At 34.3% G+C, this 26,759-nt stretch carries 25 protein-coding genes; 9 read left to right on the plus strand and 16 right to left on the minus strand.

The features are described from left to right. Positions 1–9: 9 nt before the first annotated feature. From NSR03_RS00490 to uidA, 4 genes are all read left to right on the plus strand, one after another. Complete coding sequence (locus tag NSR03_RS00490; RefSeq protein ID WP_002506714.1) at positions 10–1,089, plus strand: YkvI family membrane protein; 1,080 nt, start codon at positions 10–12, stop codon at positions 1,087–1,089. A 188-nt stretch (positions 1,090–1,277) separates the two neighbouring features. Continuing rightward, positions 1,278–2,492 (plus strand): helix-turn-helix domain-containing protein, encoded by a 1,215-nt coding sequence (locus tag NSR03_RS00495; protein ID WP_002511521.1) that lies wholly within the window; start codon positions 1,278–1,280, stop codon positions 2,490–2,492. Between the two features lie 528 nt (positions 2,493–3,020). Further along, a complete protein-coding gene (locus NSR03_RS00500) occupies positions 3,021–4,424 on the plus strand; it encodes an MFS transporter (protein ID WP_069813389.1) in 1,404 nt (467 codons plus the stop codon). A gap of 42 nt (positions 4,425–4,466) precedes the next feature. Then, a complete protein-coding gene (gene uidA / locus NSR03_RS00505) occupies positions 4,467–6,260 on the plus strand; it encodes a beta-glucuronidase (protein ID WP_069813387.1) in 1,794 nt (597 codons plus the stop codon). A gap of 475 nt (positions 6,261–6,735) precedes the next feature. Here the strand turns inward: uidA and NSR03_RS00510 are convergent, their stop codons facing one another. After that, positions 6,736–8,460 carry a glycoside hydrolase family 3 protein gene (locus NSR03_RS00510; protein ID WP_069813385.1) on the minus strand — a complete coding sequence of 575 codons (1,725 nt, stop codon included), beginning with the start codon at positions 8,458–8,460 and terminating at the stop codon, positions 6,736–6,738. Positions 8,461–8,464: 4 nt separating this feature from the next. Further along, a complete protein-coding gene (locus NSR03_RS00515; RefSeq protein ID WP_002506719.1) occupies positions 8,465–9,310 on the minus strand; it encodes an HAD hydrolase-like protein in 846 nt (281 codons plus the stop codon). A gap of 514 nt (positions 9,311–9,824) precedes the next feature. Between NSR03_RS00515 and NSR03_RS00520 the strand changes: the two genes are divergently transcribed. Then, the gene (locus NSR03_RS00520; RefSeq protein ID WP_002506720.1) at positions 9,825–10,010 is read left to right on the plus strand and encodes a hypothetical protein; all 186 of its coding nucleotides are present in this window, start codon (positions 9,825–9,827) and stop codon (positions 10,008–10,010) included. 242 nt (positions 10,011–10,252) lie between these two features. On the opposite strand, the gene NSR03_RS00525 is transcribed toward NSR03_RS00520, so the two are convergent. After that, positions 10,253–10,522, minus strand: a complete 270-nt coding sequence (locus tag NSR03_RS00525; protein WP_002506721.1) for a DUF1413 domain-containing protein — start codon at positions 10,520–10,522, stop codon at positions 10,253–10,255. Positions 10,523–10,709: 187 nt separating this feature from the next. Here NSR03_RS00525 and NSR03_RS00530 point away from each other — a divergent pair, with 187 nt between their 5' ends. Then, positions 10,710–11,414 carry an SDR family oxidoreductase gene (locus NSR03_RS00530; RefSeq protein ID WP_069813383.1) on the plus strand — a complete coding sequence of 235 codons (705 nt, stop codon included), beginning with the start codon at positions 10,710–10,712 and terminating at the stop codon, positions 11,412–11,414. An 86-nt stretch (positions 11,415–11,500) separates the two neighbouring features. Then, on the plus strand, positions 11,501–12,001 hold the full coding sequence (locus tag NSR03_RS00535; protein ID WP_056935904.1) for a GNAT family N-acetyltransferase: 501 nt from the start codon (positions 11,501–11,503) through the stop codon (positions 11,999–12,001). A 316-nt stretch (positions 12,002–12,317) separates the two neighbouring features. Here the strand turns inward: NSR03_RS00535 and NSR03_RS00540 are convergent, their stop codons facing one another. Then, positions 12,318–12,686, minus strand: coding sequence for a VOC family protein (locus tag NSR03_RS00540; protein WP_002506725.1), 369 nt, complete (start codon positions 12,684–12,686; stop codon positions 12,318–12,320). Positions 12,687–12,884: 198 nt separating this feature from the next. Between NSR03_RS00540 and NSR03_RS00545 the strand changes: the two genes are divergently transcribed. Then, positions 12,885–13,781, plus strand: coding sequence for an ABC transporter substrate-binding protein (locus NSR03_RS00545; RefSeq protein ID WP_256093236.1), 897 nt, complete (start codon positions 12,885–12,887; stop codon positions 13,779–13,781). Positions 13,782–13,920: 139 nt separating this feature from the next. On the opposite strand, the gene hisIE is transcribed toward NSR03_RS00545, so the two are convergent. The 11 genes from hisIE to NSR03_RS00600 all read right to left on the minus strand — a co-directional run bounded on the left by hisIE (position 13,921) and on the right by NSR03_RS00600 (position 23,614). Then, on the minus strand, positions 13,921–14,550 hold the full coding sequence (hisIE, locus tag NSR03_RS00550) for a bifunctional phosphoribosyl-AMP cyclohydrolase/phosphoribosyl-ATP diphosphatase HisIE (protein WP_046465950.1): 630 nt from the start codon (positions 14,548–14,550) through the stop codon (positions 13,921–13,923). Beyond that, the gene (gene hisF, locus NSR03_RS00555; RefSeq protein ID WP_046465949.1) at positions 14,547–15,305 is read right to left on the minus strand and encodes an imidazole glycerol phosphate synthase subunit HisF; all 759 of its coding nucleotides are present in this window, start codon (positions 15,303–15,305) and stop codon (positions 14,547–14,549) included. The genes hisIE and hisF overlap by 4 nt, the downstream gene beginning before the upstream one ends. Further along, a complete protein-coding gene (hisA, locus tag NSR03_RS00560; protein ID WP_046465948.1) occupies positions 15,302–16,006 on the minus strand; it encodes a 1-(5-phosphoribosyl)-5-((5-phosphoribosylamino)methylideneamino)imidazole-4-carboxamide isomerase in 705 nt (234 codons plus the stop codon). Before hisA ends, hisF begins: the two co-directional genes overlap by 4 nt. Then, positions 16,003–16,578 (minus strand): imidazole glycerol phosphate synthase subunit HisH, encoded by a 576-nt coding sequence (gene hisH / locus NSR03_RS00565; RefSeq protein ID WP_046465947.1) that lies wholly within the window; start codon positions 16,576–16,578, stop codon positions 16,003–16,005. Before hisH ends, hisA begins: the two co-directional genes overlap by 4 nt. After that, complete coding sequence (hisB, locus tag NSR03_RS00570) at positions 16,575–17,153, minus strand: imidazoleglycerol-phosphate dehydratase HisB (protein ID WP_046465946.1); 579 nt, start codon at positions 17,151–17,153, stop codon at positions 16,575–16,577. Before hisB ends, hisH begins: the two co-directional genes overlap by 4 nt. Then, entirely contained in the window at positions 17,131–18,135 is a 1,005-nt protein-coding gene (locus NSR03_RS00575) for a pyridoxal phosphate-dependent aminotransferase (protein WP_046465945.1), read from the minus strand. The genes hisB and NSR03_RS00575 overlap by 23 nt, the downstream gene beginning before the upstream one ends. After that, a complete protein-coding gene (gene hisD / locus NSR03_RS00580; protein WP_394802333.1) occupies positions 18,128–19,390 on the minus strand; it encodes a histidinol dehydrogenase in 1,263 nt (420 codons plus the stop codon). The genes NSR03_RS00575 and hisD overlap by 8 nt, the downstream gene beginning before the upstream one ends. After that, positions 19,380–19,997, minus strand: a complete 618-nt coding sequence (hisG, locus tag NSR03_RS00585) for an ATP phosphoribosyltransferase (protein ID WP_002506734.1) — start codon at positions 19,995–19,997, stop codon at positions 19,380–19,382. The genes hisD and hisG overlap by 11 nt, the downstream gene beginning before the upstream one ends. 20 nt (positions 19,998–20,017) lie before the next feature. Further along, positions 20,018–20,833 carry an ATP phosphoribosyltransferase regulatory subunit gene (locus tag NSR03_RS00590; RefSeq protein ID WP_002506735.1) on the minus strand — a complete coding sequence of 272 codons (816 nt, stop codon included), beginning with the start codon at positions 20,831–20,833 and terminating at the stop codon, positions 20,018–20,020. 273 nt (positions 20,834–21,106) lie between these two features. After that, complete coding sequence (locus NSR03_RS00595) at positions 21,107–22,408, minus strand: D-serine ammonia-lyase (protein WP_069813379.1); 1,302 nt, start codon at positions 22,406–22,408, stop codon at positions 21,107–21,109. 246 nt (positions 22,409–22,654) lie between these two features. Further along, entirely contained in the window at positions 22,655–23,614 is a 960-nt protein-coding gene (locus NSR03_RS00600) for an IS30 family transposase (RefSeq protein WP_040762886.1), read from the minus strand. A 130-nt stretch (positions 23,615–23,744) separates the two neighbouring features. On the opposite strand from NSR03_RS00600, the gene NSR03_RS00605 reads away from it, so the two are divergent. Continuing rightward, on the plus strand, positions 23,745–24,491 hold the full coding sequence (locus tag NSR03_RS00605) for a hypothetical protein (protein WP_256092605.1): 747 nt from the start codon (positions 23,745–23,747) through the stop codon (positions 24,489–24,491). Between the two features lie 99 nt (positions 24,492–24,590). Here NSR03_RS00605 and NSR03_RS00610 read toward each other — a convergent pair whose 3' ends face one another. Then, complete coding sequence (locus tag NSR03_RS00610) at positions 24,591–26,756, minus strand: RNA degradosome polyphosphate kinase (protein WP_069813376.1); 2,166 nt, start codon at positions 26,754–26,756, stop codon at positions 24,591–24,593. Positions 26,757–26,759: the final 3 nt, after the last annotated feature.

A 26,759-nucleotide genomic window follows, 5' to 3' on the forward strand; every position in this document is an offset into this window, starting at 1 on the left:
GGCTTAATTATGAAAAGAATATTACTGATCGCAAGCGCATTTATTGGAGTCATTGTAGGAGCTGGATTTGCATCAGGGCAAGAAGTACTTCAATACTTTACGAGCTTTGGCATTATGGGGACATTTGGCGCTATCATTACTACAGCATTATTTGCTTATGTGGGTATGATGCTTGTTTGGTTAGGAAGTAAATCTAAGACAGATTCTCATAAAGAAGTTATACATAATATCACAGGAAAATCTATATTCGGTAAAATTTTAGGATGGATTATTGATTTAGTCATTATCTTTACACTCTTTGGTGTAGGTGTCGTTATGATTGCAGGAGCTGGATCAAACCTTAATCAACAATTCGGATTGCCTTCAATTGTAGGTACGATTCTTATGACAATACTTATTTTACTTGCGGGTATGATGAAAGTAGAGGGCGTTGTTAAAGTAATTGGGAATATAACTCCATTTTTAATTATATTCATTATAATAATTTCAGTTTATAGTTTTATGACAACAGATGTACCATTCTCACAACTTAATACAATTTCAGATGCGAAACCATCAACATTACCGAACTGGTTTATAGCAGGTGTAAACTATGCATCATTTAATACAGCAGTTGGTGCTTCTATGGCAATTGTTATGGGTGGTTCTGAGAAAAATACAAAAGTTGCAGCATTAGGTGGTTTATTCGGTGGACTTGCATTAGGCGTTATGATTGTACTAAGTCATTTAGCTATCTTTACACAAATCGATATTGTTGGCGAAATGGAGATGCCAATGTTAGGTATCGTGAATCATATTTCACCTATACTTGGTGTCGTTATGGCTTTTGTCATTTTCGGTATGATTTTCAATACAGGTTTAGGTATGTTCTATGCATTTGCAACACGCTTTACGGTGGTAGATACGAAACGTTTTAAACTTTTCTTTACAGTTACAGTCATCATTGGTTTGTGTTTGAGTTTCGTAGGTTTTACAGATTTAGTAGCAATTTTCTATCCATTAATAGGTTATTTAGGACTTGTACTTATATTTGTATTATTCTATGCACCATTTAAACTCAAATTTGGTAAGAAAAATTCAAATGAGTAAACGTGTGAAGATACCGTAAATAGCTGTTTATCCAATTTGAATTAATATTTTGAATTAATTTTTTTGATAATAAAAAACGAACTGGTTATAGAATTGTTTGATAAGTTCAAAGAAATTTAATATAAATTTCACACCCCATTCCTTATATTTTTAGATATAATAAAAATATAAGGAATGGGGTGTTTTTTATGAATGAGGAAACGCTAGAGATTTTACAGATGCATGCGCTACAATTATTGGGAATTCGGCTAGAAGGATATGATATGAGTGATATGAATGGGGTGATTAATCATATCAAGACGCCGTTTACAAATACTGCACGCAAGCAGTTCAATAATGAGTTGAAACATTTTATCGTACAAATGCATAGCAATAAAATTTATCATTATACGAATCGTTTTGGTGTAAACTTTTTAATTTTCAAATTTAAAAAGTATAAGCAAATTTATATTGTTGGTCCATATATGGAGAAGCGACCAAATGAACGTCGTTGTAATGAGTTACTCCAAAGCTTAGATATTAAAATATCGAAACTTTCTATATTGAAGCAATATTTACTGACGATACCTTTGTGTCACCAAGTTAAAGCACAAAAAATGTGTCGCTTGGCAATTCGTTTTTTGAAAAAAAGAAATAGCATTTATGAAACTGTGAAAATTGATTTTAGTTTTCATTCGAATACAGAGGAGTTAGCAGAATCCAAAGCGCAAATGGATTATACATTAAAAGAAATAGAGTATCGTTATAATATGGAGAATCAGCTACTTACTGCAGTTGAAAATGGCAATGCTAATGAAGCTTTATCAATTCTAAATGCAATGAATTTATCAGTTGCAGGCTTACGACGTGTAAGGGATGATATTTCAAATGAACAATACAAAGCATATTTGATAAATACGTTATGCCGTAAAGCCGGAGAAAAAGCGGGTGTAAGTTTGATTCATATTGATGAAATATCTGCAAAGTATGCGGCATTAATAGATCAAACAATGGACATAGAAACTTTAGATGAAATCACCCATTCAATTGTTAAAGCATATACAGATAGTGCGATGAAAGTAAAAGCGAATGCCTATAGTCCAAAAGTAAGTAAGGTAATTCAATACATTGAAAGAAACTTAGATAGTGCATTGTCATTAAATGAGCTCGCCTCATATGTTGGTTTGGCACCAAGTTACTTGTCCAAAATATTTAATAAGGAAATTCATAAATCTATCTCACAATACATCATTGAATCAAGAGTGAAAAAGGGACGTGACCTTATTGCGAGAACTAAAATGACCGTCGCTGAAGTGGCAAATTATGTTGGATTTAAAGAGCAAAGTTACTTTACACAGTGCTTTAAAAAACAATACGGAACAACACCATTAAGTTATCGAACAAAACATAAAGAGTTTTATTAGGATAATGAAGTATAGAAAATTAGAAAAAGCATTAATTGTTTCATTTTTAGTGAATATATTATTAAAAATATTAATAAAATGATAATTATGATGTAAAACCATTGTTTAACATACAAGTTTACACACTTATATTTAAAAAATGAATTGTAGGCAAACCAAAAGAAATAGCTGAGTTCGTATGTCAATAAAAGCTGTAGTTATAGAGTTTGTGAATCACCTACGCTTACGATGTATTAATTAAGTGAAATTCATTTTATAACAACGTTGTTATTTTAATGTTGACTGTTCTGTAATTAAAAATATAATAAAGTTAAGATTCCTATAAATAAGGGTGAGCGATATGTCATTAACGATTTCAAAAGTAATTTAATTTATGGGAATAAAAAATTTTAACGATATAAGAAAACGCTTACATAATTATGTGTCTTATTATCGATTGATTGTAACAATCACTAATACATACTAAGAAACGATTAAAACAGCAAAGCGCAGTCAGGAACGTTTCTATAGTGGAAAGAGGTTATCAGCATGGTTACAGCAAAATTAAAACCGGCAAATAGTAAGTTAAAGAGTTTTAAAGAAATTCAATCACCAAGATTAAAATTCAAAGAAAAACTTGCATATGGATTTGGAGATTTAGGTAATGGCTTAATGTTTGATATGGGACAAATTTACTTACTGTTATTCTATACAGATATTTTGGGCATACCGTCAGTAGTTGGGGGAGCTGTGTTTCTTGTTGCGAAATTCTTTGATGCCTTTGTAGATACTGGAGTGGGGACTTTAGTAGATAATCAAAGGAACTTTGCTAAACGTGGCAAGTTTAAGCCTTTTATTTTGTACGGTACGATACCGCTCGCATTACTTACAGTTTTAACCTTTATGTCACCAGATATTAGTCAAACGGGGAAAATAATATGGGCATTTGGAACTTACTTATTATTTAACGCAGCATATTCATTTGTGAATATCCCATATGGCTCATTATCAGCATCTATGACAATTAATGCAGATGATCGTACGCAACTATCAGTGTTTCGTAACTTAGGTTCACAGGGGGCTATGTTTATTTCTGGGATTGTAGTTATCCCATTAGTTAGTCTATTCTCTAGTCATGCATTGGGTTATCCAGTTGTAGTAGGTATACTTGCTGTCGCTGGTGTGACATTCCATCTATTGTGTTACAAAGGTGTTAAAGAACGCCATACAGTAGAAAGACCGAAAGAAAAAGGTATTGGTCGTAAAGCGTTTTTAAATTTATTTAAAAATAGACCATTTATCATTTTAGCATTATATACTTTATTAACGATTACAGCATTATTCTTACAACAGTCCTCGCAACTATATTACTTCCAATATGTGCTGGGTGAAGCTAATTTAGTGGGCGTTGTGAGTACATTAAACGTTATTATATTAGTACCCGCATTGTTCTTAACTACATTTTTAAGTAAAAGAGTAGGTAAGAAAATGACAGCAGTTATCGGTGTATCTGGTTTCGTTGTATTCCAATTTATTAACTTCATGTTCTTCTCCGATAACGTGTTATTATTCTTAATCGTTAATACGATTGCACAATTATTCTTAGTTATTCCTAATACTGTGACTTGGGCATTTATTGCAGACGTTGTAGAATATGGCCAATGGCAATCAGGTATTAGATCAGAAGGTATTATTTATTCAAGTTACAGTTTCACTAGAAAAATATCACAAGGTTTAGCTGGTTTCCTACCAGGTTTAGCTTTAACGCTCATTGGTTATGTACCACAAGCAGCTCAATCAGCTGAAACAATAGCAGGATTAAAAGTATTGTTCTTTATTGTACCTGCTTCACTTTGTTTAATCGCAGTGATATTGTTCTTCTTTGCATATCCATTAACTGACCATAGACATAAACAAATTGTTAAAGAATTAGCACTTAGAGAAGAATTATAATTCATTTTTAGATAATTGAACTGTTTTAGAGGGGGTTAAATCATGTTATATCCAGTGATAAATAAATATAGAAGTATCATTGATTTAAATGGCATCTGGGACTTTAAGATAGAGGGCGTAGATGATCAAATTGATGTGACACGACCATTAGATACGGATTTAGTTATTGCAGTGCCAGGATCATATAACGACCAAGGTGTTACTTCTGATATTCGTAATCACGTTGGTAATGTATGGTATGAAAGAACGTTTACAATACCTAACGTGTTAAGAAACGAGCGTGTTGTATTAAGATTTGGTTCTGCAACACATAAAGCAACAGTATATATCGATGGTAAAGAAGTAACATCACATCAAGGTGGCTTCTTACCATTTGAAGTTGACTTCGATTCGGAATTTGGTTCTGGTCAGCATCGTTTAACAGTTTGTGTGAATAATATTTTAGATGAAACCACTTTGCCAGTTGGTGAGTACAGTGAAACGATTAATAATGATGGTAAAATAATTAACAAAAATTCACCAAACTTCGACTTCTTTAATTATGCAGGTTTACATAGACCTGTGAAAATATATACGACACCTAAAGTATTTATAGAAGATATTGAAATTGTGCCAGAAGTATTAGAAAACAGTGCTAAGGTACAATATAAAGTCACTACGAATGAAGCAGTGCCTACAATAGTTGTTAAGCTACGAGATGAAAAGGATAATATCGTAGCTGAAACATCAGGCGCAGAAGGTATCATAGAAGTAGATAATCCTCATCTATGGCAACCATTAAATGCCTATTTATATCATTTAGAAGTCACACTGTTAGATAATGACCAAGTTATTGATACGTATGCAGAGCGTTTCGGTATTCGTTCTGTAGAAGTCAGAGAAGGACAATTTTTAATTAATGGAGAACCATTTTACTTTAAAGGCTTTGGTAAACATGAGGATGCTTATTATAGTGGACGTGGTATGAATGAAGTTACAAACGTATTAGACTTTAATCTGATGAAATGGATTGGTGCTAATTCATTTAGAACATCACATTATCCATATTCAGAAGAAATGATGCGCTTAGCAGATGAACAAGGTATCGTCATCATAGACGAAACGACTGCGGTAGGTGTGCACCTAAACTTTAGCGCTATTTTATCTGGTACTACGACACGAGATACGTTTAAGGAAATAGATACTAAAGAAGCGCATGAAGCGGTAATTAAAGATCTGATTGAGCGTGATAAGAACTATGCATGTGTAGTGATGTGGTCTGTCGCCAACGAACCGGCTTCTACTGAAAAAGGCGCTAAAGCGTACTTTGAACCTTTAGTAAACTTAGCTAGAGCATGTGATCCACAACAACGTCCGGTAACGATTGTGACAATTCTCACTTCACAACCAGATACATGTGAGGTACAAGATTTAGTAGATGTGCTGTGCTTAAATCGATATTACGGTTGGTATACACAGTCCGGCGATTTAGAAGCAGCAAAAGAAGCATTGAGAACAGAGTTAGATGGTTGGAGCGAGAAACAACCAGGCAAGCCAATTATGTTTACGGAATACGGTGCAGATACAATAGCGGGGATGCACGCAATTAATGACGAATTATTTACGGAAGAATATCAAATTCGTTATTATGAAGCCAATCATGAAGTTATAGATAACTATCCTCAATTTATAGGTGAACAAACATGGAACTTTGCTGACTTCGAAACATCTAGTGGAATTATTAGAGTCCAAGGAAATAAAAAGGGTATCTTCACTCGTGAGAGAAGACCGAAAGCAGTCGCACATTATTTTAAAAAACGTTGGGATAATATTCCTGATTTTGGATATAAACAATAACACACATGATTTATAATAAAGTTTAAACATTGAACCCTCTACGATGGATGATGGCATTTGTAGGGGGTTTATTTTGTATACATTTATAAATATCATGAAACTTTTTGCTAACTAATTTATGTAATAAGTGATTATTGTGAAAGCATTCCAATATGAAAACTACTTCATTTGATATCTTTTAACTATTAATATAATTAATATTATAAACACTATCACTTTTTAAGTTATATCCTATGTTGTTTGAAAAGTGGTAGTAGTTTAGGGCGACTCCTGACGAGTTAATAAAACACTAGCCGAGGACTACTAGTTGAGGCTGGTTCGTTGTAAAGCATGATTGAAAATGCAAATAAAGGTAACGACTGTAACGACAAATATAAAAAGGGTTTTCCATAAGTGGAAAATCCCTTTTAGTCGTTGATAAGTATTTATGTTCTTAAAATGTTTCAACAATCTAATATAGAAAACTTACTTAATATTATAATTTTGCTTGCCATTTATCTGTCCAAACTAAGTCGTTATGAATACCTTTGAATTCACTTTCACCCATGATTTTATCTACTGTTTGTTTGATTGTTTCTGGGTTTGAATGGTAGGCATTGATATAAGCTTTGACCATAGTCGCATCGTGCAAATGAGTTGTGAAGTTTAAAGAAACGAATACTGTTGGGACTTCATGCACATACCAAGGAATTTCATTACTCATGGCAGTGCCCCATTTAATACGGTAATTATTTTCAGCTGCGTAACCAATAATATTAGCAAAGACAAGTGCTGCATCTACTTTTTCACGATACTCTAACGTTTTACCTTTAACTCGTGTAGAACCATCATTCAATGTCACATGGAAACCACGTGATTCTAATTCTTGAATAATATCTTCTTCTACATTGTTTGCAGATTTATAGATCCCATCTTTTTCACCTTCTATAATATATAACTGAATATTCTTATGCGTTTCAGGTCGAATCGGTAATTGATCTAAAGTGTTTTTAACTAAAGTGATACCTAAGTCAGCAGCTTCAGTACGCATTGCTAAATGCTCATCACAACCAATAATAGCTAAATCTTCTTGTGGGCGGATTAGTGTACCCTCTGCTTGTTGTTTATGCAAATTCATTTGAGCTTTAAGTCCTAAAATACGACGTACAGCATCATTTAAACGCTCCTCAGTGATAACACCATTTCTATAACCATTTAACATAAATTGATAATCTTCTTCTAAATCATTGAAGAATAAGAACATATCACAGCCGGCAGCTATAGATTGTGGCACATAGTCTTCACGACGCATTGCAGCGGTCATACCTAACATATGGCTGGCATCAGTAACAACTAATCCATTAAAGTTTAAGTCTTCTTTTAATAAGCCTGTAATTAATTCGGGTGCAAGTGTAGCAGGTAAGATATCTTTATCTTCAAGCGCTGGATTTAATTTTTTAGAATAAGCGGGTTGTGCAATATGACCTGCCATAATCATTTGAACACCACGATCGATATGATGCTGATAAACTTTTCCGAAACTATCATCCCATTCTTGTGTTGAGAGTTCATTTACACCAAGTACGAGATGTTGGTCACGTTCTTCAGTACCATCTCCTGGGAAGTGTTTGATACAAGTAATCATGTCACGTTCAGAGTTAAATCCATCTATAAAAGCGCTAGAATATTTTATAACTGTTTCTGCATTTGTACCATAAGCACGTGTGTTCACTATTGTATTTCGCCAATTTTGCAAAATGTCTACACATGGATCGAAATTAATATGTACGCCTAAAGCAGAAGATTCACGTGCTGATACGAGGCCAGCATTATAAGCTACTTTTTTGTCTTGTGCTGCTTCACATTGAGCAGCACTTGCGATGTAGGTACCATCTTTACAAGCGCCGTTACCACCTGAATCACAGTTTGCGGCTACTAAGACTGGAACTTTTGCGTGTTTTTGTAAATCATTGAGTAAATTTTGTACATCTTCTTTATTCCCGCCCTCATAACGTGCGCCACCAATGTGGAAACGTTCTAAGACTTCTTTATTTGTTAAGTCAGCATCATGAAACTTCTTACCGCCTTCTAAAGAAAATAAATTAAAAAAGAGTTGTCCAATTTTTTCTTCGTCTGTCAAACTGCCAAGTGTACGCTCTACCCATGAAATTTGTTCGTCATCTAAATTATAAGGTGTTGCTTTTAAATTTACTTTTGCCATAAATTTAGTTCTCTCCTTCGAAATTATTATAAAATATAGTAGTTAAGGATGATTGAATGTCTTGATTGAATCGACCTTCTTTAAATAATTTTAAATATTTATTATCAAAATCTAACCATGATTGATTTTCATGTCCTGCTAAAATAGGATAAAAATAAATATCATGCGATTTTGCAGCATCCATGTCACCCATAGCATCACCTAACATGATGATGTCTTCGGTATTGTAATATTGTTTCAATTGTTCTAAACAGTATTCTTTAGTACCAGCTTCTTGAGCAAACATGCCACTCAAATAGGGTGTAAGGTGATATGTTTCCCATTCATAAGCAACTGCGGATAAATTTGCGGAAGATACGATTGCAATATCTGCAAACGTTGAGGCATTTTTCAACGTACGTTGGACATGGTCGAAAGGACCAATACTAGGTAAATTCTTGATGTGGTCATTTACACTGTGCGACCATGCCAGTGCTTTTTGTAAGCCTAACTTTTCAGGAGAGGCTTGTATTGCTTGTTCTAGAGCCGGATTGGAAAAAGATGCAGTGGTTTGAACCCAATGCTTTATATCTTCATAACCTTCAATGTTTAATCCCTTTGCTACAAGTTCGCTTAACATTTTTTCGAGGCCTTTAAAACGATTGATCCCTCTTGTTATTTCATACAAATTAAAAGCATTCCAACGCTGTAACACAGCTTCTTTGATATCATCAAGTTGCCATTCATTTACAAGCGCAGGGCCAAAAGCGCGTTCGTGTTTAATTGTCATTGAATCAATGGCACAACCATCTGAATCAACACAAATCAATTTTTTAAATTTAGGTTGATATTGTGATAAAGTTTCGATCATATTAAATGCTCCTTTCAAAAATAATTTTTATTTATAGCTATCTAAACATTATGAATAAATAGTTAAAGTATTGTTAGTCTAAGCGTAGAGAATTTTATAAAGCGCTTACATTACACTATTAAAATTATCACGCTCAAAGCAAAAATACCACATTATTTCACGGAATAATGTGATAACTTTCACAAAATGTTTAGTTTAAGGAGGAATTTTAACAAAAAGGTTATTCTTTTAATAAAAAATATGTTTGTGAAAGAACGTAATGAGGTACTCATAGCTTATGTATTTCTATAAAAATAATAATATAAGAATACTTTCAACAACATAAAAATAAAGAAATCACTTCAATTAATTTGAGAAGTCAATTAATAAACGATTTTAATAAATAGAAAAAGCTTAAAAGTGATGATTTTGTGAAAATAATCACAAAACACTTTCAAATCAAGTTACTATCTATTATGATGAAAGTGTAGAAGATAGAAAAGCTTAGCGAAAGTAAAAATACGGAGTGATTATAATGAGAAAAGTAATTGAGGAAGTTATTTTTTCAAATGAAAGTAGTTATGATATTTACACTCATACCGGTGTAAACCAAGGTATTATCAATGATATTAAAGATGGATACAGAAGTATTGATTATATAGCTTACGTTGATGCAGAGAAATTATACAATTATGGACTTGCAAAAAAAGTAGCTAGCTAATGATTTATACACTGTGTGCATTGAGTGATTATGGCGTTGAGTAATACCTCTCGTTATGACTGTGTAATAATGAAAGGTATTAGCCAACTTCTAACATGGTTTTCTCCACAGTATCAACTTTCATGATTTACCGTTCGTCCGTTAGAAGCTTAAAAAAGCCTATACTTACTGTTCATCCAGTAGTATAGGCTTTTGTATTGTATATAAAATGCATACTCAAACGTTATCTTAGTATGAAGGAATCAAATATAGGACTTAAAATTATGTTTAATTTCATTGTAATCATAAACTAAATTATACAAGCGCATACGAATATGGTCTTCGGTAGTGTAAGGTATACGTAAATGGTCGTTTTGTTCTATAAATTTATGAAATTCACGTTCTAATTGTTTACGCTGTGGTATGTTCATATTAATCCATTCTTCTTTATCAAATAATGATTCAAATCGAAAATCAAAGCTTGTTTTACCAATCGTTTCACGTAACTTAGCTAAGCGTTCTTCAAAATTCATGAGCCATCCTCCTTTAAGCATCGAACATATTGCTACTTATATTTATTATATACACCTACTTTATAATGAAATATGTATTCTGACAAGATAACCCAAATTCAATTATTTATTTATCCTTATAACTGCATGATACAATGTGAAAATATAAGGAAAGATTTACCTACATTATAAAGAGAGGAAGTTATAAATGGTTGAATTAAAAAATAAAGTTGCAATTGTTACAGGAGCAAGTAGTGGGATTGGTGCAAGTATTGCGCAAGTACTTTCAAGTCATGGAGTGAAAGTGGTATTGTCAGGGCGTAATGAATCACGTTTAAATGATACTGCCCAACGTATTCAAAAAGCAGGCAATGCAGACGTTGAGACATTAGCAGTGGATATTACAAACAAACAAGATGTTGAGCGCTTAGTCCAAACGGCGAAAGACATATATGGTCGTGTAGATATATTAATCAATAGTGCTGGTCAAATGCTGTCTTCAGCAATTACAGATGGTGATGTAGAGGCGTGGGATGCAATGATTGATGTGAATGTTAAAGGAACACTTTATGGCATAAATGCAGTGCTACCAACATTTTTAAATCAATCAAGTGGTCATATTATAAATATAGCTTCTATCTCTGGATTTGAAGTAACGAAAAAAAGTACATTATATAGTGCGTCAAAAGCAGCTGTACATGCGATAACACAAGGCTTAGAAAAAGAATTGGCTAAGACAGGCGTTAGGGCAACGAGTATTTCACCAGGAATGGTTGATACACCTTTAAGTGGAGCAACGGATTGGGGAGAACGTAAAAAATTAGACCCTGAAGATATTGCAGAAGCAGCTATATATGCATTACAACAACCAAGTCATGTCAATGTGAACGAAGTAACTGTACGACCAGTTTAGAAGAATATAAGTGTAGACCCGTAACTTCAAGCAGAGCTAAGGGTCTATAATGATAGTTGTAGCGATAGACTGAAAGGCGTGATTAAATGGACTTTAGATATTTAAGTGAAGCTGATGTATCACAGTATCGATTACTAAGACTCAGTTCACTCCAGACAGACCCTAATGGCTTTGCTTCTACATATGATAGAGAGATTGAATTTTCGATTGAGAAATTCAAAGTGAGGTTAGAAAATAGTGCTACTCATTTTACTGTAGGGGCTTTTGATGAAGAAACACTGGTTTGTATTGCGACGTTTTATAGTGAGACTTTAGAAAAAATAAAGCATAAAGGTAATTTAGTTTCGGTATATTGTCACCCACGATATAGACGACAAGGTATAGCTGAGCAACTAATCCAACAAATCGTTGATTATGTGGTTGAACAAAATACAATAAAAACAATCAATTTATGCGTGCTTAGTGAAAATAAACGTGCAATTAGTTTATATGAAAAGTTAGGATTTAAACGTTATGGAACTGAGCCGAAAGCACTATACGATGGAACTGTTTACTATGATGAGGACCTAATGTGTCTAGAACTTTAAGCTGATTATAAACATTGAGATTAGTAAGTCAGCATTGGGAGAAAATAATGGAACAGTATAACAAAACAGGATTACAACAAAGTAGGACACAAATACGCTCGCTTTTAACAAAATGTTAAAAATCGCTGACGCAATTAGAACAAAAGGAAATCCAAATAGTCGAACGACATTATTAAAAAATAGAATTCAAGCATTAGAAATTGCGTTAACATTGATAGATGAACAATTATAATTGCAAAAATTAGCTAATAAACGCCTCGTACATAAATGATTATGTGCAAGGCGTATTTTTAAGGACTTTAATAAACACACTAAGTTATAACCATTCAATAATTTCAATTCGGTTGCCGAATGGATCATAAATATAAAAACGATCTGCACCTTCGAGTTCATCCCCATATATAATTTCAATTGCTTTAGATTCAAGTGATTTTCTTACGTCAGTAGCGTTATGAACGAGAAAAGCAGGGTGTGCTTTTTTAGCCGGTGAAAAGTCATCTTCAACACCAACATGTAGTTGTTGGTGACCGACTTGAAACCATACGCCACCATTTAAGGCTAAGTTAGCAGGTTTGGTAATTTCTTTGAATCCAAGTGTTTCTGAATAAAATTCGCGAGCTTCTGATTCACGATTGGCCGGGGCAGCAACTTGTACATGATCAATTCCTAAAAAGTAATTTTCCATTTCAGTCATCTCCCTAATATAATTTTATAATATCAAAAGATAATTAAAAGAGCAGTAATTTTATTTATCTTATTAAATAAAGTATATATTTATTTCTTGTAAAAGTATAATTAAATTGCAATTGATAATCAATTTCAATTATAATGAAGGTATTATACAATGGGAGAGGTTATTAATTTGAAAAAAATACTATGTTTAATGTTATGTTTTATAATATTTTTAGCGGCATGTAGTAGTGGCAATGAATCTAATAAATCAGATGCAAAAGATGATAAGGATACGAAATCTTATACTACTGAGGATGGTAGTAAAGTTAAAATACCTAAAAATCCGAAGAGAGTCTTAGTTTTAACAGCAAATTACGGGAACTTAAAAAAACTAGGTGTTAAACCTGTTGGTATTACGAATGTATATCCAGACTCTAAGTATTTAGACATGGGGGAAGTTAAGAAAATTAATTCAGAAAATGTAGAAGCTGCTGCTAAGTTGAAACCAGATTTGATTATTACATATAAAGAAAATAAAAATAATAAAAAATTATCTAAAATAGCGCCAACAGTACCTATAAAAGTACAAAATATGGACTATAAAGATACTCATATTGAAATTGGTAAGTTAGTAAACAAAGAAAGCAAAGCTAAGAAACAAGCTGATGAACTATCTAAAAAGTTAGCAAAAGATGGTGAAGAAATTAAAAAAGCCATTGGGGAAGATAAAACTTTTTCAATTATGGATATTCAAGCAAAAGATATTTATCAATTTGGACCTAGATTTGGACGAGGCAGTGAAGCAATTTACGAAGGGTTTAAACTAAAAGAAGATCCCGAAGCTAAGGAAGCAATGCCAAAAGAAAAATTCATGAAAGTACCTAAAGAAAAATTCAATGACTATTCAGGTGATTACTTACTCTTACCAACAAAAGATGGTGGGAAAGTGAACAATGAATTTGTTAAATCGAACATATGGCATAATAATGAAGCTGTACAAAATGGCAATGTGATCTATTATTCAATGGATGAAGCCATTTATGCTGATTTGATCTCAGTAGAAAAACAAGCAGAATTTTTCAAAAAAGAACTTTTGAAAAACAGATAAAATATAAAGTAAAAGAGAGTGGAAATCAAATTTTGATTTTCGCTCTCTTTTTTATGATTTAAAATCGACTGATAGCAATCATCTTGCTATGTTAGCAAAATTAAAAAGGATTCACATCGTAGTAAAGCAATTGTTAATTTTACCAATTGTCTATATCATTACGTTCGCCTTTGAAGTTATTTGAGGTCTGATGACGTTGTGCTAATACAGCTTCGATGTCTTCAAATTTAATATCTAAAGCATGTAATAATACGAATAGATGATACATTAAATCTGCAGTTTCATTTGTCACTTCATTACGGTCAGACTTCATCGCGCCAATAACAACTTCAAACGATTCTTCTCCAAATTTTTTGGTGATTTTTTCAAGACCTTCATTTAACAAATATTGTGTATATGAGTTCTCTTTATTAGATTGTGCACTTGAAGTTACAGTTTGTTCTAATTGTTGGATATTAAAAGGAACGTCGGTATTAAAGCAACTTTGGCTCCCAGTATGACAAGTTGGACCATTTGGCACAACATCGATGAGTAGTGTATCTTGATCGCAGTCTAAATGAATGTTTTTAACTACTTGCGTGTGGCCAGAAGACTCGCCTTTGGTCCACAAACGTTCTTTAGAGCGAGAATAGAAACAAACAATGCCATCTGCTAATGTTTTATTATATGCTGCTTCGTTCATATAGCCAAGCATGAGCACTTGTTTTGTATCAACATCTTGCAAAATTGCTGGTAAGAGTCCTTTACTAAAATCAGGTTGTTGTGTCATCTAATGGGAATACCTCCTTGTGCCATTGTTTGTTTTATTTCATCTACAGTGGTTTCTTTATCGTGTAATATACTTGCTGCGAGGCCTGCAGAGACATCTGTTTGTTTAAATAAATCAACAAAGTGATCTGGTTTTCCGCCACCACCTGAAGCGATGACAGGAATATTTACAAGTTGTTCAATATCATGTAAATGTTTCACATCAAAGCCTTGTTTCATACCATCGTGAGTCATGCTTGTGATGAGTAGTTCACCTGCGCCTAATGCTTCTACTTCTTGGACCCAATCATATACACGTTTATCAGTACGTTGTTTACCACCGTGAGTATAACAATAGTAGTCTTTCAGTTCGTCATCATAATTGCTATCAATAGCGATACAAATGCACTGACTTCCAAATTTTTCACTTGCTTGTTGAATGAACTCTGGATTTTTAAGTGCGCTTGAATTCAGTGAAACTTTGTCTGCACCATGGTTAAGTAGTTCCGATATATCATCTAAAGTAGCAATACCGCCGCCAACCGTAAGTGGAATAAATAATTTTCCGGCAGTTTCCTCAATGACATCAAGTACGAGATCGTGACCAGCTTCAGTTCGAGAAATATCTAAAAAGACGAGTTCATCTGCACCTTGGTCATTGTAATAAAGCGCATAGTCTACTGGATTACCAATATCGCGTAACCCTTTAAATTGAATCCCTTTAACTACGCGACCATCTTTTACATCTAAACAGGGGATAATTCTCTTTTTAATCATGATAATCCCTCCCAAAAATCAGCATTGTGCGCTGCTTTACCGACGATTGCAGCATAGACGCCTAGTGATTCTAACTGTGTTAAGTCTTGTTGGTTTCGTATACCACCTGAAGCGATAATTTGTTTATCAGACGCTGCTACTAATTGTCCTGTTATTTCAAAGTTAGGTCCTTCCAATCGACCATCTTTAGAAATATCTGTATAAATAATACCACCAAGTGGGAAGCGTTCAATTTCGTTAACTAAATCAAATAAATCTAGTTGAGCGTCTTGTTCCCAACCATTGATTTTTACATCACGACGATAAGCATCAACAGAAATGTATATACGATTTGGATACTGATTTGCCATTTGCTCTAACCATGCTAAATCCTGAATCCCTTTGGTACCTACAATACAATAATCAATACCGTCATTGAAATAGGCTTCTATTGTGTCGATACTTCTAATACCGCCACCAACTTCCATTGATTTTTCAGTAAGTTGTCGTAACTCTTTTATATAATTTCTTTCAATAGATGATTGTTGTTTTGCGCCGATTAAATCGACAATGTGAATACGATCAACACACTTAAACTGGTTATAAAATTTGATGCTTTCTTCAGCGCTACGTGGCATTTTTTCTTCTGAATCATATTTACCTTCAGTTAGTCGTACACTTGTAGCATTGATTAAATCAATTGCTGGCCAGAGTTTAATCATAATAAGAAACCGCCTTTCAATGCTTGGTTGAGTATTGTTAATCCATCGGCTCCACTTTTTTCTGGGTGAAATTGAATGCCGATATAGTGTTTATATTGAACAATTGCTGGAATTGGATCACCGTATTCAGCGAAAGCAACGACATGTTCAGACATTTCAGCTTGATATGAATGTACGAAATATACATCTTGTGCCAATTGAGGATGGTTGCTAATTAAATTATTCCAGCCTAAATGAGGTACAGGATAGTGTGTTTCGATTGGAACAATATTTCCCGGGAAAAGTTTTAAACCTTCGACATTTCCTTCTGCACTCCAATCGTATAAGAGTTGCATACCAAGACAGATACCTATAATCGGTTTATCTGTAATTGACTGTAGCACTGATGCTAAGCCACGTGCTTGTATCGCTTGCATTGCGTCTTTAAAATGACCCACACCAGGTAATATGATGATATCTGCAGCTTCTATTTCACTTTGCTTATCTGTTAGTATCGTTTTATAGCCTAAATGTTCGACTGCACGTTGTACATTTTTAATATTTCCTAGACCGTAGTCTATGATAGCAATCATTCAATCACACCCTTAGAAGAGGGAATGCCTTCTGAATCGTTACTTGCTAAAGCTTCTTTTAGTGCACGTGCAAATGCTTTGAATATGCCTTCAATCTCATGGTGCGTATTACCGCCACGTAATAAATCGATATGTGTTGTTAATCGTGCATTAATCACTAAAGCACGAAAGAATTCATCTACAAGTTCCGTATCAAAAGTACCTACTTTTTCTTTACTAAAGTCTGCATTAAATGATAAATACGGACGGCCGCTGATATCTACAACTGAGCGTGCAAGTGTTTCATCCATAGGAATATAACTTACGCCATAGCGTTGAAAGCTTTTGCGTTCTTTAACTAATTCTAATAATAATTGACCAAGTACGATACCAATATCTTCAGTCACATGGTGATCATCGACTTCCGTATCACCATTCGCTTCTACTGTAATTGACAATTTGCTGTGAAAAGTAAAGAGGGTAAGCATATGATCTAGAAAACCCACACCCGTATCAATTTTGCTTGTACGTTGATCATCTGCAAGTGAAATACTTAATTGTGTTTCGGCAGTGTTACGTGTTTTTTGATAAATCATATTGAGACCTCCAATTTTTAATGATTGCTGCTAATTCATCTAACTGTTCATCTGTAGCTATAGAATAACGAACATAATCAGCCATTTCGTTTTCGTCATAGACTCTAGGTAGGAAACCGTGCGCTTTAATAAATGCGCCCAAACTTTGTGCTGCAGTTCCTTTTGTTAAAACAAAGTTCGTCGAGGAAGGAAATACGACCATGATATCTGATACTAAGTCATCAAACATATTGCGTAATTTTATAGCAAGTTGTCTTTGATGATTTATAAAATTGTTCAGCATTTCTGTATGTTCAAACATATATAAAGCAATATGCAATGTAATTGTGTTTAATGGGTAAGGGTGTTCAATCCTTTTAATTTCTTGTATTGTTTCGGGCGTACTAATAAGCATGCCTAATCTTAAGCCAGCGATGCCAAATGCTTTTGAAAGTGTACGCATTTGTAAAATGTGGGGCTGCATTTCTATTTGATAAGTATTACCAAAATCTAAATAAGCCTCATCTATGATGAAATAACCACCTAATGTTTTCATTTTATCTCCAATTGCTTTTAAGAACGTCAGGCTATATTGCTTGCCTGACGGATTGTGCGGATTACTCATGATAAAGAACGCTGGCTGAACTTCATCTATACGTTGCAAAATACGTTCCAAATCGAATGATAAATCTGGTTCAGCATTTACAAATTCAATTGGGCGATCAACTTGATAAGCATAGGCTTGATACATGAAAAAATCTGGGTTCAATGTAAGTGCTGGGCCTTCTGGCATAATCAGCATTAATTTTTGAATTAATTCATCAGAACCATTACCTGCAATAATTTGCTCAGCTGAAAGATTATAATAATTTGCGTAAGCTGCTTTAAAACGTTCATACTCGTCATCTGGATAGAAATTAAATGTTGCTTCTTGAATAATTGTTGCCAATTTTGAATCAGATAATGGACGAAGTGGACTTTCATTTTTGTTGATTCTAATCATTACGTGGCTCCTTTGGTGATCTGATTTCTATAGATTGTTCATGGTTAAAAAGTTGTTCTGTATGAGCGAGCTTACGTGCAGAACCCTCAATTTTTTCAAATGTAGCTTCAGATAAATCAATCACAGAATGACGTGTTAAAAAGTCATTAACGGATAGACCATTGGTAAATCTCGCAGTTTGATTGGTCGGTAAGACATGACTCGGTCCCGCTACATAATCACCGATAACTTCTGGAGAATAATGTCCTAAGAATAGTGCGCCCACATAACGCACATGATTTAGATAATCACGTGGTGAAGCTGTTTGAATTGATGCGTGTTCTGGGGCGATTTGATTCATTAAATCACATGCTTCATTAAAATTATCTACTGAAATTAAAAAATGATTGTTTGTTAAGCTTGCTTCAACGATAGGTTGACGTTCTATTTGGCTTAAAGTTTGTTGGATGCGTTGTTCGAGTTGTTGTAATAACGCTTTATTTTCACTAATCACAAACGTTCTCGCAAGTTCATCATGTTCTGCTTGAGCAAATACATCGAAAGTTACAGCATCTAAATCAGCCGTCTCATCTATGATTAAGGCGATTTCACTTGGACCAGCAATTTGATCAATACCTACTTGACCGAAGAGGTATTTTTTTGCGTAAGCAACATACTGATTGCCGGGACCTACAATTTTATCTACTTTTGGAATTGTTTCTGTACCATAAGCAAGCGCTGCGATACTTTGTGCGCCTCCAACCTGGAATACTCTATCGACACCTGCAATATAGCAAGCTGCTAAAACAATATCAGGTAATCCTCGGGCTTGCGGTGGTGTGACAACAAAAATATTTTTAACACCAGCTACCTTAGCTAATGTGACAGTCATTAACACAGTTGAAGGATAGCTTGCTTTACCGCCCGGTACATATACACCGACCTGTTCTAATGGATGATACATTTCATAACATTCATTTGTACCTTGTTGTGCTGTAGATTTAATAGAAGTTTGATAAGCTTTAATACGTGAGTGACTTTGCTGAAGCGCATCACGTAATGTATCGTCAATGCGATTATAAGCCGTTTCTAAAACTTCATAAGGAATTTCAAGTTCTGATGTCTCTACATGATCAAGTTGTTGGTTATAAGCTTTTAAAGCTTGGTCACCTTGAAGCTTTACATTGTCACAAATATCCTTAACTAGAGGATATAACCCTTCATTTAATGCGGATTGATTTAAATAGTCCTTTAAAAATGTAGCTTTATTTATAATCAATGAGAGACACCTCCAATGTTTGTATAAAATCGTCTATTTCGGCTGATTTTTTAAAATAAGATTGTTTATTTGTAATTAATTTGGCATTAATATTTTTAATAGTATCTTTTTCAACTAGGCCATTCGATTTTAAAGTGGTACCTGTTTGGACGATATCTACAATACCATCGACCATATCGACTAAACATGCCAATTCGATAGAACCAGATAGTTTTACTAATTCTACGTCTAACCCTTGGGCTTCAAAATATTTTCTAGCTGTTTTAGTATAAGATGTAGCTACCTTCGTAAAAGTTGTTGTATCTGGTTTAGCTGCTAATGCAAAGTGACAAGCACCAAAAGGCAAATCAAGTAAATTATTGATTGTGTAATTACCTTCTTCTAAAATGTCACTACCTACGATGCCTACATCTGCAACACCTTGTTCGACATAAATAGGTACATCGCTCCCTTTAACTAAAACAAATTGGATTTCTCCTACAGAGATGAGTAACTGACGCTCTCTCTGTTCCAATGCGCGTACTAGTTCTTGTTCATTTACTTCATTCAAATAAGCAATGAAGCTTTTTAGTAATCTTCCTTTCGCTAAAGCTACAGTAAGCATGATGTTCTCTCCCTTTTTAATTAAAGTATAAAACCAAGTCCAAAGCCTTCTAATTCACCTTTGTAAAAACCACCTGTAAGTTGTTGTGATTTATTATTTTTAAGATGACATCTCATAAAGGCACCTTTGTAATAAGAACGTGGTGGTTGTGGCGTGATATCTAAGTGAATATTAGTAATATCTTGAGATTTAAACCATTGTTCCCATCGGCGTAATGCCTGTATTGTTCGATGATCATGTGGAAATAGCTGACTTAATAAATCAAGTTGTTCTGTGGTCTTGGTAGTGAGTAGTTGAACAACGGGATGCGCTATACCTAATTGAGATGTAAGTTCTGAAATATTACGTTCCTGTATGAGTTTCAATACATCTTCAGTTTGTTCTTTAGGCGATAAAAGTAAATCTATCAGTTGATAATGACCTAAAATCACAAAATCAATATCATCATTTAATGTTGTTTTGATGTAGTCATAAAAGGTGATGAAGTCGTTTTGCATGTCTGTAATTGTTGGATTGTAATGTTCGATGCCTAGTTGAGTATAAACTTCATTATCACGAACAATAGGGCCAGTGTAGGCAACACTTTGATATTGTGGTGGATAATTACTGTAATAACGTAATAATTGATCGGTAAAATCATTGCGTAATGCAAAGATATGATGGTCATGTTGCCAGAAACTGCGCTCAGTCATTTGCTGCAAATCGTCTGTTGTAAGGGTTTGCCATGACAGTGATTCGATAAAACTGAAATCTACGAGTTTGAATTCAGCTTGCTGAAAATGTTTTAAAAAGGCTAATTCAAATTCTTTGTTGTTAATAAGTGTCGTTGTATTCATAATATGACCATCCTTTGTCTTTTTTTACTTTGTTACTCTACCGAACTAAAGTGGATTGATAAAGAATACTTTAACATAGTTATTTTTTAAATTCAATAAATATTCTGAAAATAGATATTTGATTTAACTTAGATAACTAAAAGTTTCTTATTAAAGAAGTGGAAGAAAATGATTAAAAAAGAGCGAGACAGAAATCAAAAATTGAAATTAGATTTCTGTCTCACTCCCAGATAGGCTGACTAAAGATGAGCCAACTACTGACAATTCAACATACTAAGTTAAACTGTGACCGTAAGTCACATATTTCATCATTTCGTCTTTTGGCACCATATTTCCACCAGTAGCCCACACGATATGGTTGGCATTTTCTATATGAATTCCTTTATTTTTAGCGTGTTTTGTAGCTTCAGTAAGGCCAGCAAAACCTGAAGCGGCAGATGGTTCGATAAAGATATCTTCTTTCTCACTTAACATATATAAGTAGCGATACATTTGTTTATCATCAACTGTAAATGCGCCATATAAAAGTGTGTTCATTATTTGACCGACTAAACGGGAAGGGCGTGATACAGCAAGCCCATCTGCATCAGTACGTCCGTCTAATCCAATATCAGTCACTGAAATCTCATCGTGCAATTGCGTCATCATTCCTAGTAACATACAAGGTGCATGTGTCGGTTCGGCAAAAATACAATAAACGTGTTCACCAAAGACTTTTTTCAATCCAAAAGCAACACCACCAGGGCCACCACCAACGCCACATGGTAAATAGACGAAAAGTGGGTGGTCAGCATCTACTTGAATATTTTGACTATCTAATTGTGTTCTTAGGCGTAATGCAGCTACAGTATAACCTAAGAATAAATCAGCAGAACCTTCATCATCAACAAAGTGACAAGATGCATCATGTTCTGCACTTTTTCTACCCTCAGCAACAGCAAATTGGTAGTCAGATTGATGTTCTACAACCTCTACACCACGAGCACGTAATAAATCTTTTTTCCATTGACGAGCATCACTAGACATATGTACAGTAACGCTGAAACCAAGTTTGGCACTCATGATACCTATGCTTAAACCTAAGTTGCCAGTTGAGCCAACTGAAACATTATAGTTACTGAATAATTCTTTATAATGTGGTTCATCTAGAATACGATAATCATCTGTCCATTCGAGACCACCATGTTTCATTGCTATCGTTTCAGCCAGCTTAAGAACTTCATAAATACCACCTCGAGCTTTGATAGAACCTGAGATAGCAAGATGGCTATCGCATTTCAACCATAACTTCCCGTTAGCTCCATGTTGTTCTGTTTGAGAAAGGTGGTTGTGCATAAAGGGGATGGGCTTCAATGGTGATTCAATTAATCCGTGATCTTTCTCTGTTTCAGGAAATACTTTGCGTATATAACTACTAAATCGTTCGAGACGTAATGCTGCGTCTTCCATATCTTCTATTGAAAAAGGGAGAGCTTCAACTTGATGAAACTTGGGGTTTTCCCAAAAGATAGGTTTATATTGTTGCATATCATTAATTAAAGGGAAATTTTGTTTTAATTTTTCTAATTCAAGCATAAAAATCCTCCTATAATACGAAATCTTTCATTTATTAATTATAGCAAAAATAGTGTGTTAAAATGCGAATGATACGAATGATATCATTTGATGGGTCGTTTAAAAAATATCAAATCAATTATCAACTAGAGTGTCAATAGGAGCGATAATAATGAAAGTGTTTATATTTGGTGCGAATTGTTATTTAGGTAAACAATTAATTAAGAAATTACAAAAGCATCATGAAGTTTATACAAACTTCGTTTGTCAAAATAAGCTAGACAGTTTACCTACATCCATGTAACTCATAAATACTTCCAACGGGGTTTGATAATTCAATGACTTTCTGGGGATATGGTTCCTTCTGGTAGAGACGGAGGAAACAAACCGCTGGTCCACCTGATTGAAATCCATCCCCTTAGGCAATCCATCTGTCCGCAATAACCCATTGGAATGTTCATTCAACCCGCGCTGGGAAGGGGTGCCCGGATCAGCGAAATAGATGGAAAGATCATTCTGATTACTGATTGACCGCCAATTCGAGAATTCTTTGCCACAATCGAATGTAATGGATTTGAACAGGTTTCTGGGCACCTGATGACACCATGTGTTGAGCGTGGTTTCGATATCCTTCGCTGTTCTGCCTTCGGGTTTTAGCGTGATGATGGCTTTTGACAGGCGTTCAACCAATGTAATGATGGCACTTTTATGGTGGACACCGACAATCGTGTCGCCTTCAAGATGACCAAATTCTTCGTTGAATGCCGGATAATCCGTCTCTCTTTCAGAAATGTTCCGTTTGAATGTCTGTCTGCCCCGGCGTTCCTTATGACCGTTTGGTTTTCGCTTGCCTTTCATCGGCAGTGTAGAAATATCAAACTGCTGACGTTTGAATAGCCGGTACAGTGTCCGTCCCGAACAATTAATTGGGTGTTCCTCGCGACCAGTAATCACATCGGGGGTCCAGCCCTGAGCGACTTTTTCTTCAACATAGAGATGTTGATCGGCGGGTAGTACAGTCTGTTTTCTACCACAGCGTTTCTTGTTCTGCTTATAGCGCTTGTAATAATCCAGTGCCGTGTGCCCGTCTTTCAGAAAAGTCACCACATTGTGCACTGTTTGACGGGCCCGGCCCATCTGTCTTGAAATCTTTGTGACAGAGCTATTTTGATGGAAATAGGCTTCTATTATTATCAATTCATCCGTGCTAAGATGGGTGTAGGTCATTCGTGATCACTCCTATGATTTCTTTGGTTGGAAATTCATTTTGAGTGTATCACGAGTGGCTTTTCTTATGTGTCTAGCTTAATTTTACAATCGGCGAAATAATAATATTGTACATTTGAAGAGTGTTTTTGTGGCAACAAATGTATTCCAAACTTATGAATTGCAACGTACTTTAAAACAAATGCATCATATTATATATATAACGAATAAAGCAGCACTTCCCAATGGATATTTACAAGGACATTCGCATAGTATGCATATGTGGGCTATTGAAAATATATTACACGCCTTACCTTCATGTAGTGACAAGAAGCTCCACATATTGAACGTGGAAAAAAAGTATAACAATCATTTTAAAAATATATTTAATTCGCAAAACGTCAAAGTAATTGATATGTCAGTTTCTAAAGTTATAAATAGAATAGGTAAATGTTCGAGACAAATGCAAGATAAATATAAAAAAGTCTATTCATTTCAACATATGTTACTTACAAAAGAAATCAATGCCATACAACTTGTTGACATGTATGAACAATATTTAAAAGAATGTAGTTTAGGATGGATTAGAATTAAGCAAACAGAGAAACGCTTTGAAATTAGCTTGAAGTTTTTACCATATCCATTAATAAAAATGGAAAAAGCATACAGCTCACCAACCAATTTTATTTTAAAAGTAACAGGCGGTTTACTAGTAAGTAGCAATGGAGGAAAAGATGGAATGCTCGAATTTAGAACATCAGCATCGTGTTATAGATGCGTGATTGGTTTAAATCATTATGAACCCGCATTACCTTGGCTAGTATATTTAGTTTCACAAGCTCCGATACACAAGTGGGTGATGTCTAAACTTTATAATTATGTATGGAAGCATTATTAATATATAATGGCAAGCGCTATTGTATAACAAAAACATAATAAATAGCGCTGGATGCTCACTTTTAAACGGAGCATTCAGCGCTATATTTAATGTAATGGATTATTTTTTGAAAGTGCGACGTATTTTAGAGAACCAACCTTGAGGTGAATTGGCTGATACAACATGAGGTTGTGGTTGCGATACTTCATCTTGAAGTTGTTGACCATAATTCACTGCTTCCTTCATTAAATAAGCTTGAGAGTTTAATGGTGACAAGTTATTTTCAATGTAATGATAACGTCCATGTGAATCTTGAAAACGTCCTTTTTGATTATCAGATAACTGAAGGTTCATATAATCTAATAAACGTTTGGCAATGGCTTTGTCTTCAACAGGAAATAAGATTTCTACACGCTTAATCATGTTACGTGTCATGGCATCTGCAGAAGATAAGTAGATTTTTTCATCTCCATTATTGTGGAAATAGTAAATACGTGAATGTTCTAAAAAGCGCCCCACGATACTTACGACTTCTATATTTTCACTAATACCCGGGATACCTGGTTTCAGACAGCAAATACCACGAATAATAAGTTGAACTTTAACACCAGCACAAGAGGCTTCAAATAATTTAAGAATAATATCTTTATCTGTTAAAGAGTTCATCTTCATTATAATCTTGCCGTTACCATGTTCATGATGTGTTTGAATTTCATTGTCTATACGAGCTAAGAAGACATCTCTAATATCAAATGGTGCAACAATAAGTTTATTATAAACAGGTTTGACTGAATAACCACTAAGATAATTGAAAAAGTTTAGTGCGTCTTCAGCAATTGCATCGTTTGTAGTAATTAGCCCCATGTCCGTATATAATTTAGCGGTTTTATCATTATAGTTTCCAGTGCCTAGATGAATAAAGGAAGTGAGTTTATTATTGACACGTTTGACTACAAGCGCAATTTTACTATGCGTTTTTAAATGGGTCATACCATATATAACATGACAGCCAGCGTCTTCCAACATTCTTGCCCAATGCACATTATTTTCTTCATCAAAACGTGCTTTTAACTCAACAAGTACAGTAACTTGTTTCCCATTCTCAGCAGCGGTTTTCAAGCTATTAATAATAGGGGAATCTTTACTGACACGATAAAGCGTTTGTTTAATAGCAATTGTATCTGGATCTTCAGCGGCTTCACGTATGAAGTCGACAATGGGCTCAAACGATTCGAAAGGGTGATGGAAGAATATATCTTTTTTCAACGATAAATCAAACACATTATGGTTACCTAAAGACTGTGGTGTCTGTGGCACATACTTTTTGTATTTTAAGTGCTTCAATTTATTAGATAAGTGATCAACTAAGTTAGACAGCATCGTTAAATCTAACGGACCGTCTACAAAATAAACCTCATCATCATGTACTTCTACTTGGTTCATAATCCACACAATGTCTTCATGCGTGGCGAATCGTCCATCCACTTCTAAGCGTACAGCAGTACCACGTTTACGTTCCTTTAAAAACCTTTCAATTTCAATGAGAAGGTCTTCCGCACCGTCTTCATGTATAGTTAAATCAGCATTTCTAGTAATTCTAAACGTAAAAGTGTTTAGTACTTCATATCCGCTAAATAATTCATTAATAAAATGCGTAATGATGTCCTCTACCATAATAATGAATTGCGTATCGCCTTTATTTAATGAATAAAACCTAGGTATTAAAGAAGGTATTTGGACAATTGCAGAATTAATCGCATCTTCAGTATCTATATCAACAAAGATATTCAGGCTTTTATTATTTAATTTTGGGAAAGGGTGATAAGCATCTATCCCTAATGGAGTTAATGTTGGTAAGATACCAGTTTTGAATTCTGTTTCTAATTGAGATAATAACGATTCAGGTAATTCATCCGGTTGAACAATTTCAACTTTATGTTGACGTAAATCTTCTACCAATTCATTATAACGCTTATATTGTAAGTCGACATTTTGTTTATTTTTGATATTGATTTGATTAAGTTGTTGTTTTGGTGTTAATTGGGCTTTATTTTCGGGTTTGTCATAACCCATTTTGACTTGGTCTTGTAAACCAGCTACGCGGACCATAAAGAACTCATCTAAATTCGAACTAAATATCGAAACAAAATTAAGTTGCTCAAGCAATGGATTGTTTTTATCATTGGCTTCTTGTAATACGCGATAGTTAAAATCTAACCAACTGAGTTCTCTATTATTGTAGTATTGTGGTAAGTTCAAATCTTTTGCTCCCAAATTTCTATGCATAAC

The sequence above is a fragment of the Staphylococcus sp. FSL W8-1207 genome (assembly GCF_038003745.1).
Lineage (GTDB): Bacteria > Bacillota > Bacilli > Staphylococcales > Staphylococcaceae > Staphylococcus > Staphylococcus equorum.